Annotated in this window: 19 protein-coding genes and 2 pseudogenes; 11 read left to right on the top strand and 10 right to left on the bottom strand. The window is 58.8% G+C overall.

Going from position 1 to position 18,200, the window contains the following annotated elements:
* Positions 1-4 precede the first annotated feature (4 nt).
* Entirely contained in the window at positions 5-184 is a 180-nt protein-coding gene (locus tag D8U70_RS12675; protein ID WP_130929008.1) for a hypothetical protein, read from the bottom strand.
* Positions 185-727: 543 nt separating this feature from the next.
* Here D8U70_RS12675 and D8U70_RS12680 point away from each other — a divergent pair.
* The 3 genes and pseudogenes from D8U70_RS12680 to D8U70_RS12690 all read left to right on the top strand — a co-directional run bounded on the left by D8U70_RS12680 (position 728) and on the right by D8U70_RS12690 (position 4,432).
* Positions 728-1,091, top strand: a pseudogene (locus D8U70_RS12680) (hypothetical protein).
* Between the two features lie 455 nt (positions 1,092-1,546).
* Complete coding sequence (locus tag D8U70_RS12685) at positions 1,547-3,481, top strand: methyl-accepting chemotaxis protein (RefSeq protein ID WP_130929009.1); 1,935 nt, start codon at positions 1,547-1,549, stop codon at positions 3,479-3,481.
* Positions 3,482-3,622: 141 nt separating this feature from the next.
* Positions 3,623-4,432, top strand: coding sequence for an EAL domain-containing protein (locus tag D8U70_RS12690; protein ID WP_130929010.1), 810 nt, complete (start codon positions 3,623-3,625; stop codon positions 4,430-4,432).
* A gap of 58 nt (positions 4,433-4,490) precedes the next feature.
* Here the strand turns inward: D8U70_RS12690 and D8U70_RS12695 are convergent.
* The 7 genes and pseudogenes from D8U70_RS12695 to D8U70_RS12725 all read right to left on the bottom strand — a co-directional run.
* A pseudogene (locus D8U70_RS12695) lies at positions 4,491-4,646 on the bottom strand (DUF6691 family protein); the annotation flags it as partial.
* Between the two features lie 102 nt (positions 4,647-4,748).
* Complete coding sequence (locus tag D8U70_RS12700) at positions 4,749-5,534, bottom strand: transporter substrate-binding domain-containing protein (RefSeq protein WP_130929011.1); 786 nt, start codon at positions 5,532-5,534, stop codon at positions 4,749-4,751.
* A 58-nt stretch (positions 5,535-5,592) separates the two neighbouring features.
* The gene (gene copD, locus D8U70_RS12705; RefSeq protein WP_130929012.1) at positions 5,593-6,462 is read right to left on the bottom strand and encodes a copper homeostasis membrane protein CopD; all 870 of its coding nucleotides are present in this window, start codon (positions 6,460-6,462) and stop codon (positions 5,593-5,595) included.
* Between the two features lie 3 nt (positions 6,463-6,465).
* The gene (gene copC / locus D8U70_RS12710) at positions 6,466-6,840 is read right to left on the bottom strand and encodes a copper homeostasis periplasmic binding protein CopC (protein WP_056791417.1); all 375 of its coding nucleotides are present in this window, start codon (positions 6,838-6,840) and stop codon (positions 6,466-6,468) included.
* 32 nt (positions 6,841-6,872) lie between these two features.
* Positions 6,873-7,742 (bottom strand): copper resistance protein B, encoded by an 870-nt coding sequence (locus tag D8U70_RS12715; RefSeq protein WP_122746900.1) that lies wholly within the window; start codon positions 7,740-7,742, stop codon positions 6,873-6,875.
* A gap of 11 nt (positions 7,743-7,753) precedes the next feature.
* Positions 7,754-9,451 carry a copper resistance system multicopper oxidase gene (locus tag D8U70_RS12720; RefSeq protein ID WP_130929013.1) on the bottom strand — a complete coding sequence of 566 codons (1,698 nt, stop codon included), beginning with the start codon at positions 9,449-9,451 and terminating at the stop codon, positions 7,754-7,756.
* Positions 9,452-9,553: 102 nt separating this feature from the next.
* Positions 9,554-10,024, bottom strand: coding sequence for a hypothetical protein (locus D8U70_RS12725; RefSeq protein ID WP_071173016.1), 471 nt, complete (start codon positions 10,022-10,024; stop codon positions 9,554-9,556).
* Between the two features lie 164 nt (positions 10,025-10,188).
* Between D8U70_RS12725 and D8U70_RS12730 the strand changes: the two genes are divergently transcribed.
* From D8U70_RS12730 to D8U70_RS12745, 4 genes are all read left to right on the top strand, one after another.
* Positions 10,189-10,857: a ribonuclease T2 gene (locus D8U70_RS12730; protein ID WP_130929014.1), complete on the top strand. Its 669-nt coding sequence runs from the start codon at positions 10,189-10,191 to the stop codon at positions 10,855-10,857.
* A 102-nt stretch (positions 10,858-10,959) separates the two neighbouring features.
* The gene (locus D8U70_RS12735; protein WP_256674686.1) at positions 10,960-11,487 is read left to right on the top strand and encodes a PAAR domain-containing protein; all 528 of its coding nucleotides are present in this window, start codon (positions 10,960-10,962) and stop codon (positions 11,485-11,487) included.
* Between the two features lie 4 nt (positions 11,488-11,491).
* Positions 11,492-12,220 (top strand): alpha/beta hydrolase, encoded by a 729-nt coding sequence (locus tag D8U70_RS12740; protein WP_130929015.1) that lies wholly within the window; start codon positions 11,492-11,494, stop codon positions 12,218-12,220.
* On the top strand, positions 12,220-12,741 hold the full coding sequence (locus D8U70_RS12745) for a hypothetical protein (protein ID WP_038861910.1): 522 nt from the start codon (positions 12,220-12,222) through the stop codon (positions 12,739-12,741). Before D8U70_RS12740 ends, D8U70_RS12745 begins: the two co-directional genes overlap by 1 nt.
* A 15-nt stretch (positions 12,742-12,756) precedes the next feature.
* Here the strand turns inward: D8U70_RS12745 and D8U70_RS12750 are convergent, their stop codons facing one another.
* Positions 12,757-13,614, bottom strand: coding sequence for a LysR substrate-binding domain-containing protein (locus D8U70_RS12750; RefSeq protein WP_130929016.1), 858 nt, complete (start codon positions 13,612-13,614; stop codon positions 12,757-12,759).
* Between the two features lie 109 nt (positions 13,615-13,723).
* On the opposite strand from D8U70_RS12750, the gene D8U70_RS12755 reads away from it, so the two are divergent.
* From D8U70_RS12755 to D8U70_RS12765, 3 genes are all read left to right on the top strand, one after another.
* Entirely contained in the window at positions 13,724-14,431 is a 708-nt protein-coding gene (locus tag D8U70_RS12755; RefSeq protein WP_130929017.1) for a haloacid dehalogenase type II, read from the top strand.
* An 11-nt stretch (positions 14,432-14,442) separates the two neighbouring features.
* Positions 14,443-15,216, top strand: coding sequence for an aldolase (locus D8U70_RS12760; protein ID WP_130929018.1), 774 nt, complete (start codon positions 14,443-14,445; stop codon positions 15,214-15,216).
* A gap of 174 nt (positions 15,217-15,390) precedes the next feature.
* On the top strand, positions 15,391-16,959 hold the full coding sequence (locus D8U70_RS12765) for a sensor domain-containing diguanylate cyclase (protein ID WP_130929019.1): 1,569 nt from the start codon (positions 15,391-15,393) through the stop codon (positions 16,957-16,959).
* Positions 16,960-17,112: 153 nt separating this feature from the next.
* On the opposite strand, the gene D8U70_RS12770 is transcribed toward D8U70_RS12765, so the two are convergent.
* A complete protein-coding gene (locus D8U70_RS12770; RefSeq protein ID WP_130929020.1) occupies positions 17,113-17,448 on the bottom strand; it encodes a hypothetical protein in 336 nt (111 codons plus the stop codon).
* 189 nt (positions 17,449-17,637) lie between these two features.
* Here D8U70_RS12770 and D8U70_RS12775 point away from each other — a divergent pair, with 189 nt between their 5' ends.
* On the top strand, positions 17,638-18,078 hold the full coding sequence (locus tag D8U70_RS12775) for a carboxymuconolactone decarboxylase family protein (protein ID WP_016775423.1): 441 nt from the start codon (positions 17,638-17,640) through the stop codon (positions 18,076-18,078).
* Positions 18,079-18,200: the final 122 nt, after the last annotated feature.

An 18,200-nucleotide genomic window follows, 5' to 3' on the forward strand; every position in this document is an offset into this window, starting at 1 on the left:
TCGTTTACTGCCGATTATTTTTGTTCATGTCACCACCGGCCATATCGCCATGAACGGTGTTGTTGTTCTGCGCGGTTTTTCGTTTTTGAGAGTTATTAGTTTGGATCTTGCTAACTACGATTTTCGCAGTCCATCCAGCGCCTAGCCCAACTAAAAAAGTAAATATATGCGTGAGATATTCCATTATCGATCCTAGAAATTCGCTGAGGTAACCATCCTGAGACTAGCGGAGTGCCACCATGCCGTCCAGCATTGTCTAGTCAAACGCTTTTCAAACACGCCATATCGCTTCAACAAGGCAGGTTATGCGCGGCCGGATGATCGCTGGGACGGGAATAGGAACGTATCTATTTATTGTGAGTTTAAACAGCGAAAACCACTCTTGTTTAGGTTGGTCGAGAAGGTGCAGTCTAAGGCCTACACCACCTTGCGCCTCCCCCTACACCTAAGACAGAATCCGCCGGCTTGTGCGTCTAGCCTGCGGGTTTTATCGTCTCCGGGTCACTGAAAACAGTGATCGGGTTTGGTAGCCCGTCTCCGTCAGAAGCACAAGACTACTGTCTTGCGACGACGTTTCTCGTCTTCGTTTTATGGTGGTCATGCGCGGGGCGTCTTCGGATGCGCCGGGGTTCCTGACGACCGGTCTACCAACCTGCGTATGGCCTCCACCCTTCGTTTGGTAGCGAGAGTGATGGCTCCTTTTCGTTTATCCGTCAGGAGTTACACCATGTTCAAACCAACACCCAACCCACCAGAAACCGATCCCGCATCCCCCTACGACTCCTTCAATTCCAAAAAAACTCCACGAAGCCGCCGAGCGCGCGCTCGATCACCATCTCCTTCCCGCCAGCCTAATCATGGCCAGCACCGATGAGCCCGAACGCATGTACCTCGCCAATCCGAAGTACGACATGGAATCCCTGTTGGCCAATGCCTGCGAAACCCTGGGTTCTGCCTCCGAAATGCTCAACAACTTTGCCGCGACGCTGGATAACTCGCGCCGCAAATCTGCGCTAGGCATTGCGCAGGTGGTGATGTTGGCGGAGTTGGCGGTGAATCAGGCGTTGGATAAGGTTGAAATCAAGCCGTAAACCCGTGTCCCTCTGTGGCATGCGGCACGCCGTTGCTGCAGAGGGGCGGGGTTCTGCACTGACATTTTTCATCGTCTTTTCACGCCAGTAGCGATGTGCCACAAATCATGATGGCAATGCGTCATCACGCCACTCAAAAAGTTCAACGATTATACAAAAATATAAAGTTGTACAAGTTTTCCCAAAATTAATAGCATCCCTCCAGACACCTTTGCTGAAACGATAAATCCAGCGTGCAGACGCTCTGTTTGCGACGTGAAGGATTTGTCTGCCGGTGCTCGCGTCGGGCTCTTTTCGACGCTTCAACAGCATTGGCATTTGCATTCCCGGGACAGCTGGAGCGTCCCGTATTCCGCCCTGGATGACGACCCCCGAATGTCTGGACGGTGACTGTGGTTACCGGAGATCAATTTTTTTGTGCCTGGCGTTTCGCGTCAGGACGTTTGAGGCTGAATATGGCAGTAGCATCGAATTTCCTCGGTGACATCAAAGTTTCCCGCAAGCTGGGAACCGGCTTCGGCATTCTTCTGCTGGCCGTTTTGGCGGTTGCCTTCATTGGCTATAACAGCAACAGCGTGCTGGTTGATCGCTTGAGTACGACGCGTCTGATCGGCACGTTGAATGACGCTACGCAAAATATGCGTCTGTCCGAGAAACAGTACGAAGCCGCCGCTGACGCAGCGTTCGCCGAGTCCTATAACGCGCAGTTGAATGTCTTGCAGGGCCTTGTGGGCAAGGCGCTGGACACCTTGACCCGCGCTGAAAACCAGCAAGCCCTGAAGGCGTTGCAAACCACGATTGTTGCCTACGACCAGAAGGTGAAACGGCTGATCGCTGCCGACCAGTCGACCACGGATGCGTTGAAACCGCTGACGGCGCTGTCGGACAAGTACGCGCAAACTTTTGCCAGCATGCTTGAAGGCACCACGACCAGTGCACTGGCGTCTGCCGATGGCGAACGCGTTCGGGAGCTGCGCACGGTGGCCGATTTGCGCAATGGCATGACCACGTTTCGCCTGATGTTGCGTCGTTACATCGCGGTGCCCAACGACGTGAACAAAAAACTGCTGATGGAAACCATCGATACCTTCTTGAGTGATATCAGCAAGGCGCGCACCAGCCTGCCGACGGCGCTGTCGAGCCAACTGGAAGAAGCCCACGCCGGCATGCGCCGTTATCGCGAAGTACTGGTGGAAGTGGCCGGACTGTTTGAGCAGAAGCAGAACATGCGCGAGCAGGTCGACCAGGAAAGCAAGGCGATGGACAAGATCATGAGTGGCCTGATGGACACCCAGCAGCGCCTTGCGCATGAGGATCAGCATTCGGCTTTTATTCAGATGGCGGTATTGACTGCGTTGGCGCTGGTGATCGGGCTGTTGGCTTCGGTGGTCATCTCGCGCCAGATCACTGCGCCGCTAGCGCTGACGGTTGATCTGGCACGACGGATTGCCAAAGGCGACCTGACGGTCCAGGCCAGGTCTGCGCGCAAAGATGAGTTGGGCGATCTGCAAAATGCGATGCAGGAGATGGCGCAGAACCTGAACACGCTGGTGCAAGGTATCGGCAATGGCGTCACGCAGATTTCCACCTCTGCGGAAAAGCTCTCGGCCATGAGCGAGCAGACCAGCGCAGGTGTACGTCAGCAAAAAAGCGAAGTGGATCAAGTTGCCACGGCGATGCACGAAATGGCTTCGACGGTGCAGGAAGTTGCGCGTAACACCACCGATGCCTCCGCTGCCGCGACCCTCGCCGATCAGCAGGCGCGCCACGGCAGCACGGTGGTCAAGCAGGCGACGGTGCAGATCAGCGAACTTGCCATGGCCATTGAGGAGTTGGGCGGTGCGATGAATGTGCTGACTCAGGACAGCGAGCAGATCGGCAAAGTCATCGATGTGATCAAAGCCGTCGCCGAGCAGACCAATCTGCTCGCGTTGAACGCCGCTATTGAAGCCGCGCGGGCGGGTGAGCAGGGTCGTGGTTTTGCTGTGGTGGCAGACGAAGTGCGCTCGCTGGCGCAGCGCACGCAGGACTCGACCAAGGAAATCGAAGCGCTGATCGTCACCCTGCAACAAGGCACGCAAGCGGCCGCGGCGCTGATGACCTCAAGCCGCGAACGCACCCTCGATACGGTGGTACTGGCGCAGAAGGCCGAATTGGCGATTACCGAGATCAATCAGTCCATCGGTACGATCCAAGAGATGAGTCTGCAGATCTCGGCCGCCGCCGAGCAGCAAAGTGCCGTGGCCGACGAAATCAACCGCAGCATTGTCAGTGTGCGTGATGTGGCTGACCAGTCGGCTGTCGCCAGCGAAGAAAGTGCGGCGGCGACGATTGAGTTGGCGTCACTGGGGCAGGACCTGCAGCGAATGACCGCGCATTTCCGCACCTGATCTTTTCAACTTGGCGCACGCGGTGCCTTCAACTATTCAGGCGCCGCGGGGCTGAAGTTATTGCCTTGTTTGCAGATAACTAAGGCCAGCAGCTGTTTTATTTATCGCCATGGAAGGTTGCACGCCGTCATCAGGTGGTTCATGACCGACTTTCCAAAATCATTCGCGTCTCCCGGAGGCTGCCAGGGCTGTAGGAACAAAGGCGTGCCAGAGATGGATTTCGCCTTCGCTTTCCAGCCCATTGTGGACCTGCGCGATCAAACGACGTTTGCCCATGAAGCGTTGGTTCGCGGCGTGAACGGCGAAGGCGCCTTGTCTGTCCTGGAACAGGTGGACGATCAGAACCGTTACCGATTCGATCAACTGTGTCGAGTGCGGGCGATTTCCACGGCGGCTGACTTGGGCATGACGCAGTACCTGTCGATCAACTTTCTGCCGAATGCCGTTTACCGGCCGGAGATGTGTATTCGCAGCACGCTGGAAGCGGCGCGCACATACGGCTTTCCGCTGGAGCGGCTGATCTTCGAGGCTGTGGAAGGCGAGCACGTCGAAAGCAACAAACACTTGATGAATATCTTGCGTGAGTATCGTGAGTTTGGTTTCAAGACGGCGATCGACGACTTTGGCGCAGGCTATTCCGGCCTTAACTTGTTGGCGGATTTTCAACCGGACCTGATCAAGCTGGATATGGCGCTGATCCGCAATATTCACCGTGACCGCGTACGCCAGACGATCGTGCGCAACGTGGTGAACATGTGCAGAGAGCTGGGCGTGGAAGTGATCGCTGAGGGCATAGAAAGTGCCGAGGAAAGAGACTTTCTCGCCGATTGCGGCATTTATCTGATGCAGGGCTACTGGTTCGCCAGGCCCTCGTTCAAATCGTTGGCGCAGATCTCGACGAGTGCGTGGCAGGGGAGATCATCCAATCCGCGCTCTTGTGCAAAACATTGATCACCACCAACACTGGCTGCCGTGAGTGCCATGCGCCTGAATGCCGGTTGTTCTGCGGTCACGGGTTGCGTCGGGTTTCCAGCAGCGTAAATAACCCCATGCCTGCGAGCATCGCCAATACGAAAACCATTGCCTGCCAGTGGCCCGTCAACAGGATGGTCACTGCCGGGCCAGGGCAGATGCCGGCTATCCCCCAACCGACGGCGAACAGCAGGCCGGCCAGGAATGCATTCAGTTTGAGCACGTTCAGATTCCCGACACCGCGTGCATTGAGCGAACCGTTCCCTAAACGCGCGCGGTGGCCGGGTTCAGTGGCTTATTGCGGCACCGCTATCCACTCACGCAACGTCTGCTGATACTTGCCAGTGACCTTGCTCAAATGCAGCCACTGATCGACATACAGTTTCCAGCTGATGTCGTCGCGCGGCAGCAAGTAAGCCTTCTCCCCGTACTGCATGTACTTATGCGGATTCACAGCGCACAACCCCGGTTTGAGTTTCTGCTGATACAGCGCTTCCGAGGCGTCGGTGATCATCACGTCGGCTTTGTTGTCGAGCAGTTGCTGGAAGATCGTCACGTTGTCGTGCAAGGCCAGTTGCGCCTTGGGCAGGAAGGCGTGGACGAAGGCTTCGTTGGTGCCGCCGGCAGGTTCCACCAGGCGCACGTTGGGCTGGTTGATCTGGTCGATGGTCTGGTATTTGGACTGGTCGGCGCAGCGCACCAGCGGGATCTTGCCGTCAGTGTCGAGGGTGTTGCTGAAGTAGGCTTTTTTCTGCCGTTCCAGTGTGACCGAGATGCCGCCCATGCCGATGTCGCATTTGCCGGCCTGCATGTCGGGCATCAGGGTTTTCCAGGTGGTCTGCACCCATTGCACCTTGACGCCGAGGCTGTCGGCCAGGGAGCGGGCCATGCTGATGTCGATGCCTTCGAAGTCGCCATCGTTGCGCTTGAAGGTATAGGGCTTGTAGTCGCCGGTGGTGCAGACGCGCAACTGGCCTTGTTGCTGAATGCTGTCGAGGTGGGACGTGGCCGGGTCGGCGTGAGCGCCAGTCGCCAGGGTCAGCAGGCCGCCGAGGATCATCGTGCTTTTTAGTGTTGTCATTGAGATCGGGCTTCTGAAAGGGAAGGTGGCCCAGTGTAGTGAAAGCCTTCCACGGGTGTCATCCCGGGTCCGGACTCAATGTGCCCAGCCACGCCACCAGCGCCACGATCAGCAGGGCAAGGGCCAACTCCATTACGACACTGCGCCGCAGCGCGTTCGCGGCGATGAGGTGCTGACCGTCGCGCAGCGATTGTTGCAGTGACGGTCCAAGATGAAAGCGGTTCAACGCAGCGAGCACCAGCATCACGGCAAACGCCAGCACCTTGATCGCCAGCAGCTGCCCGTAGGTACCGAACAGCACTCCGTCGAGCCTTGGGCCGACGATGAAAAGATAATTCATCACCCCGGTGACCGACACCGTCAGCACGATCAACGCGCCCACCCATTCGAAGCGTTTCACTGCATCGGCGAGCAAGCGAAGGCGTGTATCACCGATCCGCCCGCTCACCATCACCACCAGCGCCAGCAAGGCACCCAACCAGGCTCCCGCCGCAAGCAGGTGCAAGATGTCGCTGAGAAAGTGCCAGAACCGCAGCCATCCTTCGTCCATCGCGCCATGCCCGCTCCACGCCAGCGAAGCGAGGGCAATGGCGCCTGCCAACGACGCTGGCCACAGACTCGGCCGGATCACTACGATGGCCAGCGCTGTCATCCGCAGCGCCCACGCCAGGCCAACGTCCGTTTCCAGCAGCATCATCTGCAGGTGCGGCCACAACGCCGCGAGCTGGGTTTCGCCACTCATGGCGCGGGTCATCAGCACCAGCCCGGCCACTGACAGCAATGCCCCTGTCACCGCCATGCCCCGCAACAACGGACGGAACCGCAGCAGCGCGTTGAAGCTGTACAAGCCAAACAACGCCAGCCCGAACAACAGCAGCAAATCCACATACAAGGCGAACCGCAGGATGATGTTGAGCAGGTCCGCCATTGTTCACTTCACTTTGAACGTGACGTTACCGGTGATCGGGTGCGTGTCGGCGGACACCGCGCGCCACTGCACCTGATAGGTGCCGGCAGGCAGCGGGGCGAGCGGGGTGATCAGCATGGTTTTCGGATCACTGCTGGCGCTGACTTTGGCTTTCATGGGCATCGGCGAGTGAGCCATGCCACCCATTTCGGTCATTACCAGTTTGGCCCCGGAGAACTGCGTGACCAGGTTCTCGGAAAAGTGCAGCTCGATCCTGCCCGGCGCGGCGCCTTCCGCGCCTTCGGCTGGCGTCGACGAGAGCAGTTTCGGATGGGCCTGGGCGAGGGTGCTCAGGAGCAATCCGCTGGCGAATATCAGGGGCAGGGTCAATGTGCGCATGCAAGGTCTCCGGTTTGTTTTTGTAGAAGAATTCAGAACCACAGCCTGACCCCGAGGACCAGGCGCGCCTCACTGCGATCCTCGTCTTCTTCGCGGGCGTAGTCGGCGGTGTTGCCGTAAGTGCGATTCCACGTCACGCCGATGTAAGGCGCGAATTCGCGGCGGATTTCATAACGCAACCGCAGGCCCGCCTCGGTATTGGACAACCCTGAGCCGATGCCTCGCTGCGGATCGTTTTTGCCGTAGATGTTGAGTTCTGCGGTCGGCTGCAGGATCAGTCGATTGGTCAGCAGGATGTCGTAGTCGCCCTCCAGACGTACCGCACTCTGGCCGCCCTCGCCGAGGAAAGCCGTGGCTTCGGCCTCGAAGTTGTACAGCGCCATGCCTTGCACGCCGAACGCGGCCCAGGTTTGCGGTGCGCCGGGTTTGAAGTCCTGACGCACGCCGCTGACCACGTCCCACCATGGTGAAATCGCGTGGCCCCATAGCGCTTGAATTTCCGCGTCTTCAGTCTTGCCGTTGTTGCGCTCGCCTTCAGAGCGCAGCCACAGCCGATCGGTATCCCCGCCGATCCAGCCGGACAGATCCCAGGCCAAAGCGCTGCCGTCATCGGCGTTCTGCCATTCGAGTTTGTCGGCAAGAAAGTAGCTGTTTATAACGCTGTCATGCACCTGATGACCGACGGGGCTGGTGAACACCGCAGCGCGGTCGGCGTCGGTCACGGGCGGAATCGGCGTGCGGCTTTCGCTGGGCGCGGCGGGCTGCATCATGCCGTCGTCCATGCTCTGCATCGCCGAATGATCCATCCCGGGCATCTGGCTGTGGTCCATGCCCTGCATATCGTCGGCGGCCATGGCAGAGGTGCCGGCGAGCAGCAGCGAGAACACGCTGAGTCGAGTCATGATCGGCCTCTTCATTCTTCCACCCGCACTTCGCGGAACATGCCCGTTTCCATGTGATAAAGCAGATGACAGTGATAGGCCCAGCGGCCGAGGGCGTCGGCGGTGACGCGGTAGCTGCGGCGGCTGCCGGGCGGCATGTCGATGGTGTGTTTGCGCACCTGAAAGTTGCCGTTTTCGTCTTCCAGATCGCTCCACATCCCGTGCAGGTGAATCGGGTGGGTCATCATGGTGTCGTTGACCAGCACCAGGCGGATGCGCTCGCCGTATTTCAGACGTAGAGGCTCGGCATCGGAGAATTTGATGCCGTTGAACGACCAGGCGAATTTCTCCATGTGGCCGGTCAGGTGCAGCTCTATCGTGCGGCTCGGATCGCGGCCGTCCGGGTCTTCGAAGGTGCTGCGCAGGTCGGCGTAGGTCAGCACTCGGCGGCCGTTGTTGCGCAGGCCAAGGCCCGGATCGTCAAGCTTTGGCGCGGTGATCATGGCCTGCATGTCCACCAGCGGATTGTTGTTTTCACTGTCGGGATGGGCTTGCATCGGGCCCATGGCGGAGTGATCCATGGCGCTCATGTCCATGCTGCCGTGGTCCATGCCGCCCATGCCCATGTCGTCCATGCTCACCAACGGACGCGGATCCAGCGTCGGCACTGCTGCCGACATGCCGGCGCGTGTGGCGAGAGTGCCACGGGCGTAGCCAGTGCGATCCATCGCTTGAGCGAAGAGGGTATAGGCCTCGGTTTCAGGTTCAACGATCACGTCATAGGTCTCGGCCACTGCGATGCGCAGTTCATCGACGCTGGCCGGTTTGACGTGCAGGCCATCGGCAGCCACCACCGTCATCTTCAGTCCCGGAATACGCACATCGAAATAGGTCATGGCCGAGCCGTTGATCAGGCGCAGGCGCAGTTTTTCGCCGGGACGGAACAGCCAGGTGAAGTTGTCATCGGGGGCCTGGCCGTTGATCAAAAAGGTATACGTGGCGCCACTGACGTCGGCGATGTCGGTGGGGTTCATGTTCATTTGCGCCCACATCGTGCGATCGGCAACCGTGGCGCCCCAGCCTTTTTCACTGACGTCGTTGATAAAGTCGCCAACGGTGCGTTTGTGAAAGTTGTAGTAGTCGGACTGTTTTTTCAGGGTCTTCATCAGGCTGGCCGGGTCTTCGTCGGTCCAGTCGCTGAGCATCACCACGTAGTCGCGATCGTACTGAAACGGTTCCGGCTCTTTGGCCTCAATGACCAGCGGCCCGTAGACGCCGGCCTGCTCCTGTAAGCCGGAATGGCTGTGATACCAGTAGGTGCCGTGTTGCCGAACCTTGAACTGGTAAACGTACACGCCCCCCGGTTCGATGCCATGGAAACTCAGACCCGGTACGCCGTCCATGTTCGCCGGCAGCAGAATGCCGTGCCAGTGAATCGAGGTGTCTGCCGCGAGCCGGTTACGCACGCGCAGCGTCACGGTATCGCCTTCGCGCCAGCGCAACAGCGGGCCGGGCAGGCTGCCGTTGATGGTCATCGCTGTGCGTGCCGAACCCGTGAAATTGATCGGAGTTTCGCCGATGAACAACTCGAATTCGTTGCCGCTCAGTTCGTTGACGGGCGCGGCGCCGTTCAGCGCCCAGACCGGTGTCCGCCAGAGCCCGAGGCCACCGAGCAAGCTACCGGCGGCCAGGCCTTTGACAAAAGTGCGTCTTGTGAGAATGGAAGGCATGCGCTGGAAATCCCCGTCTGGCTCATGACAGAGAGACTAGCCAGCCCCGGCTTTCAGTTGGCTGAGGCAAACATTACAGTTTTGTCAGTTAACCTGGGCGGCTTACAGGCTCAACCCTTGCTGCACCACTTGCAGCAGATTGTTTTCCGTCAGCGCGATCGCATCCAGCTCCTGGCCGGTCTCGATAGTCTGCAACCACCAATGGCTTTCGCCATGCTCGTCAACCGTGCGCAGCAACGACTGATCACGCCCCGGCACCTTGATCTCGACACGTCCGCAACCATCCTCGGTAAACCGCGCAATCGGATCGAAAATCAGACTGTGATTGTTCGCTTCGATCACCAACTGATCGATGGCGTAGTCGTGGCTTTCGCCGTCCGGCGAACTTTCGCAAACGTGCGTAGGATTGCGCCGAATCTTCAGTCCTACTTCGGTGACTGGCTGTAGCCAGGCTTCGATGCGGTGGTACAAGTCGTACACCTGAGCAGGCCAGCAATCGATTTCCAGCGCCGCATCAGCCTGGGTATGCCGTGTCTGCTTGAGTCTGGCGGCGAGTTCGTCTGCTTTACTCATGTCGGTTCCCTTGTTGGATGTCTGCCTGTTCAGCGTAGACCTTTGCACGGCGCAGGGCCTTGCCTTGCGTCATGCGCTTGCAATACAAGCGTGTCGAAATCAGCACTGGCCAGGTCTGGCCAACAACGAAAACCACGGACGCAGGCGTCCCAAGGAACGGGTCAATGAAAAAGCTGTTTACAATTCTGGCGCTGATCGCGCTGACGGCCGGTAGCATCGGCATGAGTTCGGCGCGTCAGCCAGCGTCGAACAAAGCGCAGGCCGAATCGGTGGCGGGGGTGTTCGACTACTACCTGCTGGCGCTGTCCTGGTCGCCGACTTTTTGTCTGTCGCACAAGGACGACGCGCAGTGCACCGGCAAGGGTTATGGTTTTGTCCTGCACGGTTTGTGGCCGCAATACGCCAAGGGCGGCTGGCCAGAATCCTGTCCGCCGCTGACCAGGCTATCGGCGGCAGAAACCAGCAAGGGCCTGACGATGTACCCGACGAAAAAACTTCTTGATCACGAATGGTCCAAGCACGGTACCTGCAGCGGTCTTGGCGCGGAGGGCTATCTGGACAAGTCCGATCAGGCCCTCGGCGCGGTGAAGATTCCGCAGGCGTTACAGCCGTTCGGCTCGACGTCGTACTACTTCGAAGCGCAGGAGATTGTCGATCTGTTTCGCAAGGCCAATCCGGGTATTCCCGAAGACGGAATTGCGGTGGTTTGCAGCGGCCCGCAGCTGTCGGAAGTGCGGGTGTGCATGGACAGGGATTTGCAGTTCGGCGCGTGTGGCAAAGGGGTGAAGACGCAGTGCCGGGCGGGGGATATTCGGGTACCGCCGGTACGGTGAGCATCAGTAACAGCCTATGAAAAGAGGCGCTTGCATGAGCGCCTTTTTTGCCTGACGATTTGTAGCGCTTGGCAAATTCGCGCATGCTGCGCGCCTCAAAGGATCTGCACGACACATTGCAAGGAGCTGTTCATGAGCGGAAAACCCGCTGCCCGCGTCACCGACCCCACCGCTTGCCCGTTGCCGGGACACGGCACCAACCCGATCGTCAGCGGCTCGCCAAATGTCAATTTTGATGGACTGGCGGCTGCGCGCATGACCGACAAGTCCGCTTGCGGCAGTGCGATCAGCGGCGCTGTATCTGGCACCGTGTTCATCAATGGCTTGAACGCGGCGACGCTGGACAGCACCGGTGGCCACGGCAATGTCGTCATCGGCGGTTCAGGCACGGTGATCATTGGCGACACCGTAGTCGCGGCGCCTTTCAGTGGTCTGCTGCCGATGCCGGTGCACTTCACCGACAAGTTGAAACTGGTCAACGATGTAACTGGCGAACCGATGCCCAACCATCCCTACATGATCCAGCGCGCCGACGGGCGCATGGAGCATGGCGTGTCTGATGCCGACGGGTTTACTCACGAAGTCAGTTCGCACCTGCCTGAAACCATCAAGCTGTTTCTGGAGGAGTGAGGCAATGGCTGCGGAGACGGTAACGTGCGCGAAGGGCAACACTTACAAGCTGCACAAGGAGCATACGCTGACCGACAAGAAGGATGTCAGCGCCAAGCCTGTGCCGGTGGAAAGTACCAAGGTGATCGTGCTTTTTATTGGTGGGGCCGGGGATAAGGAGAGTTATTACTTCTCTGGGCCGTATCGAAATATACAACGGGCGTGGCTGGACTTTAATAAGCGTGCTGAGTCGTTACAAGATGAGGGGAAATACAAGTCGGAGTGGCTGGGCTACAACGAGGTCAGAGGCAAGTCAGATATTCAGCGACATGTTTTGAGTCTGATACCGTACAAAATCTGCCCTATCTACATTATTGGACATAGTCTTGGGGGGTGGAATGGGGCGCACCTTACGAGAATAATGTCGGAGTGGGGGTACAGAGTGCCTATGCTGATTACTTTGGACCCTGTCGGTGAAGGCGCATTGGTGTGGGTAGGCTCGGATATCTATCGTGAGCGTCCCGAGCCCATTGCGGAGGATTGGATAAACGTCAGAGCGATGCCTACTCAAAGAGATCCTTCAGATGGTGTAGCGGATTTTGGCGAAAAATGGCTCATATCTTGCGGTCCTTCCCTTAATGCTAACGTAGATACCAATCATGCAGACGCTAAAGGTCTATTTGTCGCACCTATCTCTGGAGCTAAATCCGCAAGCGATTTGTTGTTCGAATCAGTCATGAGGGAGTTTTCGTGATGTGCAGATTTTTGCTTTGCGCATTGTTAGCCGTTTGTTCCGGCTGTGCGAAAGACCATGCGAAGCCTCCAGCAAATTTGAATTATGTGTCGGTCGAAAGAGAAAGTTTTCGGTTGTACGCTATCCGATATCAATCGGACGTTGATGTTCTGGATCTTTTTAATCGTGGAGAGGGAGTCGGTATGGCGTCAGGGACGCTTGAGTGTGCCTTGGCGGATGACCATGATTTCTCGGTTGATAAAGCAATGCAATTTTCTGCCGTAGGTTTGATTGATTCAGACGTGAGCAAGAGAGAGAAAGAGAAATCTTCCTATCTCACCAGCGCGTTTCTGGTTGAAACCTCCAGCGACCGTAGTTCACAACGTCACCTGTCAAAAACGGAGCTAAATAACCTCCTATACAATAAAACCCAAATCCCCTGCAAAGTCGTCATCACCGCCTTTGGCTACAAAACCTACTACTCAAACACCATGAACATCCCCACCGCCGACCTGCTCCGCGAAATCAACAAACCCGAATAAAGATCGCCGGGGGATTCAGGCAAATCCCCCCGCATCCATCCCCAATTCCCCACGCAAAAACCCCACCAACCCACGCTGCATCCCGCTCAACACTCCCTCGCGGCTGACCAGCGCCAGTTCCGTCGGCGCCAACTCCGGCAGATCCCTACACACCTCGTGCTCTGGCAATACCGCCGAAACCGGTAACACCGAAATCCCTAATCCAGACGCCACCGCCGCTTGAATTCCGGTCAGGCTGTGGCTGCCGAACGCCACTCGCCATGGTCGCTGCGCCACATCGAGCAGGCGAATAGCCCGCTGTCGGTACAGACAGCCCTGCGGAAACAGTGCCAGCGGTAGCACACCGCTGGAGGTGTCGAATTCGGTGCCTTTGACCCATACCAGTCGTTCCGGCCAGGTAGCCCATGCCGGGCCGCTGTCGGGTTCGCGTTTGATCAGGGCAATGTCGATGTCGCCGGCGTCGAGGCGTTGGCGCAGGTCGAGGCTCATGCCGCTGATGGTTTCCAGGCGCGCCTGCGGATGGTTGCGGGTGAAGCCGGCGAGGATCAGGGCCATGCGCCGGGCGTCGAAGTCTTCCGGCATGCCGATGCGCAGCACTTCCAGGTCGACGTCACTGGCCAGCGCTTGCGTGGCTTCGGCGGACAGCGCCAGCAACCGGCGCGCATAGTGGATCAGCAGTTCGCCGTGCTCAGTGAGAGCGACGTTCACTCCGGTGCGGTCGCGCAGGAGTAGCGGGTGGCCGACCAGATCCTCGAGTTTGCGCACCTGCTGGCTGACCGTCGATTGCGTGCGGTGCACACGCTCGGCAGCACGGGTGAAGCTGCCTTCATCGACCACGCAGACAAAGGTTTTCAGCAATTCCAGATCCAGCATGGCGGTATTCCTGATAGTTGTTTTGCGAATGAGGGTTGAGTGTTTATTTAATTTCACACTATCACCGCACGCTCATAAGCTGAAGTCCTCACTGTGGAGGAATCGACCGATGACCTTAAACAACACGCCGCGCCCGCACTGGCTGACCTTCGATTGCTACGGCACGCTGATTCAGTGGGATGAAGGCCTGAAAGCCGTGGTCGAAAAAATGCTCAGCGACAAGGGCGGGCATGCAGTCGACGCCGCTAAGTTGATCGAAGTCTACGACCGTCACGAGCACCGTCTCGAACAAACACCGCCGCACCGTTCCTTTCGCGAACTCAGCATCCTCGGCCTGCAACTGGCGCTGGCAGAACTGGGCTTGCCGAGCCAGCCCGAGGACAGTCAGCGTCTGGCGGCGGCCATCCCGAACATGCCGCCATTTGCCGAAGTGGTCGACACCCTCGCGCAGCTCAAAGCCTTGGGCTTCAAGCTGTGCATCGTCTCCAACACCGACGACGACATCATCGCCGGTAACGTCGCGCAACTCGGCGGCCATATCGACCGGGTGATCACCGCGCAGCAGGCCGGTGCCTACAAGCCGGCGCCGCGCCTGTTCGACTACGCTCATGAGCAATTGGGCGTGACCCGGGATGAAGTGGTGCACATCTGCGCCAGCCCCATGCTCGATCACACGGCGGCGCGGGACATGGGTTTTCGTTGCGTGTGGATCGATCGCGGCACCGGGCGCCAGTTGTTGCCCGACTATCGCCCCGACGCGATCCTGTCCAGCCTCGATCAAGTGCTGCCGCTGTTCAAATCCCTCGGCTGGACCTAAGGAGAATTGCCATGGCTCATATCTTGAGCGGCACTGGCAAAGCCAGACCAACCGCGACGCCGAACCTGGACACCGAGGCGATCATCACCGCCCGCAACGAACTCGCTGCGTGCTTGCAACTGGCCGCATTGCATGGTCTGGAGGAGGGCATCTGCAATCACTTTTCGGCGATGCTGCCGGGGCATGATGATCTGTTTCTGGTCAATCCATACGGCTACGCTTTTTCGGAAGTGACCGCGCAAAATCTGCTGGTCTGTGACTTCGCCGGCAACGTGGTCGATGGCGAAGGTGAGCCCGAAGCGACCGCGTTCTACATCCACGCGCGCCTGCACAAACAACTGCCACGGGTAAAAGTCGCTTTCCATACGCACATGCCGCACGCCACCGCGTTGTGCCTGTTGCAAGGCCCGCCGCTGCTGTGGCTGGGGCAGACTGCGCTGAAGTTTTACGGGCGCACAGCGGTGGACGAGGATTACAACGGCCTCGCGCTGGACGCATCTGAAGGCGACCGCATCGCCAGCGTCATGGGCGATGCCGACATTCTCTTTCTGAAAAACCACGGTGTGATTGTCGCTGCGCCGAGCATTGCCGAAGCCTGGGACGATCTGTATTACCTGGAACGCGCCGCGCAGGTGCAACTGCTGGCACTGGCCACTCAGCGCGAATTGAAACCGGTGCCCCATGCGATTGCGCAGCGCGCCTATGAACAGATGCGTGAAGGCGATGCACAAAGTGCCCGCGCACACTTGACCAGCGCGATGCGACGCCTGGCCCTGCACAACTGATTAACCGTAAAGAAGCAATCGTAAATAAATCGACGAAAAGCGATCATCCAAACTCGCGACGCGCCGATAACTGGGCGGGAGGCGGGCGTTTGCCCGGTACATCCCGGTGGGCTACGCTCACACATACAAGGGTTTCGGGCTCGCGCCCCTGTCGTACCTGCCCAGGACATGCTTTTGCCAATCCCCAATCACGATCCGCATCAGGCCCCCGGCACGCTCAAACGGTTGCCGCTTCGCAAAGCGGCGGTGCTGTTTATCGTTGCGGTGAGCCTGTGCCTGTGCGGTCTGCTGTACCTGCAACTGGAGCAGTCGCGGCGTCAGGATCTGGCAGTGGCGAAGATGGCTTCGGGCAACCTGACCCGGGCCATGGCGCAGCAGGCCGAGGACACTGTGCGGGCGGCGGATCTGGTGATGACCAGCCTCGTCGACTGGATTCAGGACGATGGTTACGGGGCGGCGCAGCGACCTCGGTTGCAGCGGATCTTTGCCCGCCGCGCGCAGCAACTGGATCAGTTGCATGGCATCTTTCTCTTCGATCGCGAAGGGCAGTGGGTCATTACTTCGTTCGCCGATCTGCCTCGTGGCAACGGCGTGGCCGATCGCGAGTATTTCAAGTTCCATCAGCAGAATGCTTCGACCGTTGCGCACATCGGCCCGGCGATTCGCAGCCGCGAAAACGGCGAGTGGATCATTCCGATTTCCAGACGCGTGAACGACCAGCTCGGCAACTTTCAGGGCGTGCTGATGGCGGGCATCCGCATGTCCTACTTCGATCAGTTCTTCAAAAGCTTCAGCCTCGATGACAGCGGCATCATGTTTCTGGCGCTGACCGACGGCACCTTGCTGGCGCGACGGCCCTTTGATGAGTCGTTGATCAATACCTCGGTGGCCCACGGCGAGATCTATCAAACCCTGCTGCCGAACGCTAACGCTGGCACCGCGATGCTCAACTCCGTGGTCGACGGCGTGACCCGCTTGTATGGCTATCGACAGCTCGCCTCGTATCCGCTGGTGGTCTCTGCTGCGACGTCGCAAGACACGATTCTGCAGGGCTGGTATGACCGCGCCTTTCAGTCCAGCGTGATTGTCGCGCTGGTGATTCTCGGGGTTGGCCTGTTCGGCTGGGTGTTCATTCATCAAGTGCGCGATGGCGAACGGATCGAGAAAAACCTGCGCAAGGCGCAACTGGCGCTGGAGCAGATCGCCACCCACGACAGCCTGACCGGGTTGGCCAATCGGCGCTTGTTCGAGCGCTCGCTGGACATTGAATTTGCCCGGGGCGCACGCCAGGTCAGTCCGGTCAGCCTGATCATGCTCGATATCGATTTCTTCAAGCGCTACAACGATGCTTACGGCCATGTCGCCGGCGATCAATGCCTGGCGCAGGTGGCACAAGTGGTGAAGGCTTGCTGCCAGCGCAAGTCGGATCTGGCGGTACGTTACGGCGGCGAAGAATTTGCCGTGCTGCTGCCAGACACGGACATCAACGGCGCGCTGGCGATAGCCGGGCAGATTCGCCGCAGCGTGATCGACAAGCACATCGTCCACAGTGGGTCGCCGACCGGTTATCTCACCGTGAGCCTGGGCTGTTATGCGTTTATTCCGCACGGCAACGACAGCCCGCAAGTGTTTATCCAGCGCGCTGACGCGGCTTTGTATGAGGCGAAAAATGCCGGGCGCAATCGCGCGGCGGTGTATGCGCCGGAAGAAGGTTTTGCCGAACTGATGCGTTCGGATCGCTGATCTCAGTCACACTGTTGAGCAAATGTGGGAGCGAGCTTGCTCGCGAAGGCGGCGCACCGGTGACCAAATCAGTCGACTGACACAATGCCTTCGCGAGCAAGCTCGCTCCCACAGTTACTCAGTGTTGCTTTATCTGGGATGGCTCTTGTTCGTTCAGCCGCCCGTGCCACCGCCCGCGCCACCCGTGCCGCCGCCGGCCGAACCGGTGCCACCGCCCGCGCCGGAACCCGAACCACTGGCGCCGCCATTGGTGCCCGTGCCAGTGCCCATTCCCGAGCCAGTACCGGTGCCGGTGCCGTTATTGGTTCCGCCAGAACCGCTGCCACCCGATGGCGAGCCCGGGGTGTTGTCTGGCGGCATGGTCGAGCTGCTGGCGCCGCCGGACTTGGTGCCCGTCGCATCGGTGCTGTCATTGGCCGCGAAGCTGGGGGCGGATGCCGTGGCAAGCAGGCCGGCCAACAATAACGAAGTGAATTTGCGCGTCATCATGGTACGTCTCCTGATAAAGGGGATTACCTGATATTGGTCTTGCGCACTGAAACCTTGGTGCCCGTCGAGTGACGAGCGGTCAGTCGCCGCGCCAAGTGGCCTACCGTTCTTCTGCAATATTGGCTATTTGCCGAAGCACCCCCGGGGACTAACGTAGCCACACATTCAATCGCTACCCCGGAGCCCACCATGCAACCTCGTGCCGATTTCTACACCGCTTCCCCTGATGCCATGAAGGCGATGATGGCGCTGGAAAATGCCGTCTCGAAACTGTCGCTGGAAAAGAGCCTGCTCGAACTGGTCAAGCTGCGCTCTTCACAGATCAACGGCTGCGCATTCTGCATCGACATGCACACCGCCGACGCGATCAAGGACGGCGAAACCCCACGCCGCCTGTTCGCCGTGACGGCATGGCGGGAAGCGCCATTCTTCAGCGAGCGTGAACGCGCCGCGCTGCTGTGGACCGAGTCGCTGACACAACTGAGCCTGACCCACGCGCCGGACGAAGACTATGAAGTCGTCGCTGCACAGTTTTCGCCGAAGGAACTGGTTGACCTGACGGTGGCGATCAACACCATCAACGGCTGGAATCGCTTGGCTGTGGGCTTCCGCAAACTGCCGCAGGCCTAAGCTGCCCACAATCCCCTGAAGGAGCTGCGCAAGGCTGCGATAATTTGATCTTGTCTTTTAAAGGCAACCCCCCGTGTCAGCCTACCTGTCACCTCTGTTGATTGACTCAACCATTCATGGGG

Origin of the sequence: Pseudomonas sp. Sample_20, from assembly GCF_004307585.1 — a bacterium.
Taxonomy (GTDB): Bacteria; Pseudomonadota; Gammaproteobacteria; order Pseudomonadales; family Pseudomonadaceae; genus Aquipseudomonas; species Aquipseudomonas atacamensis.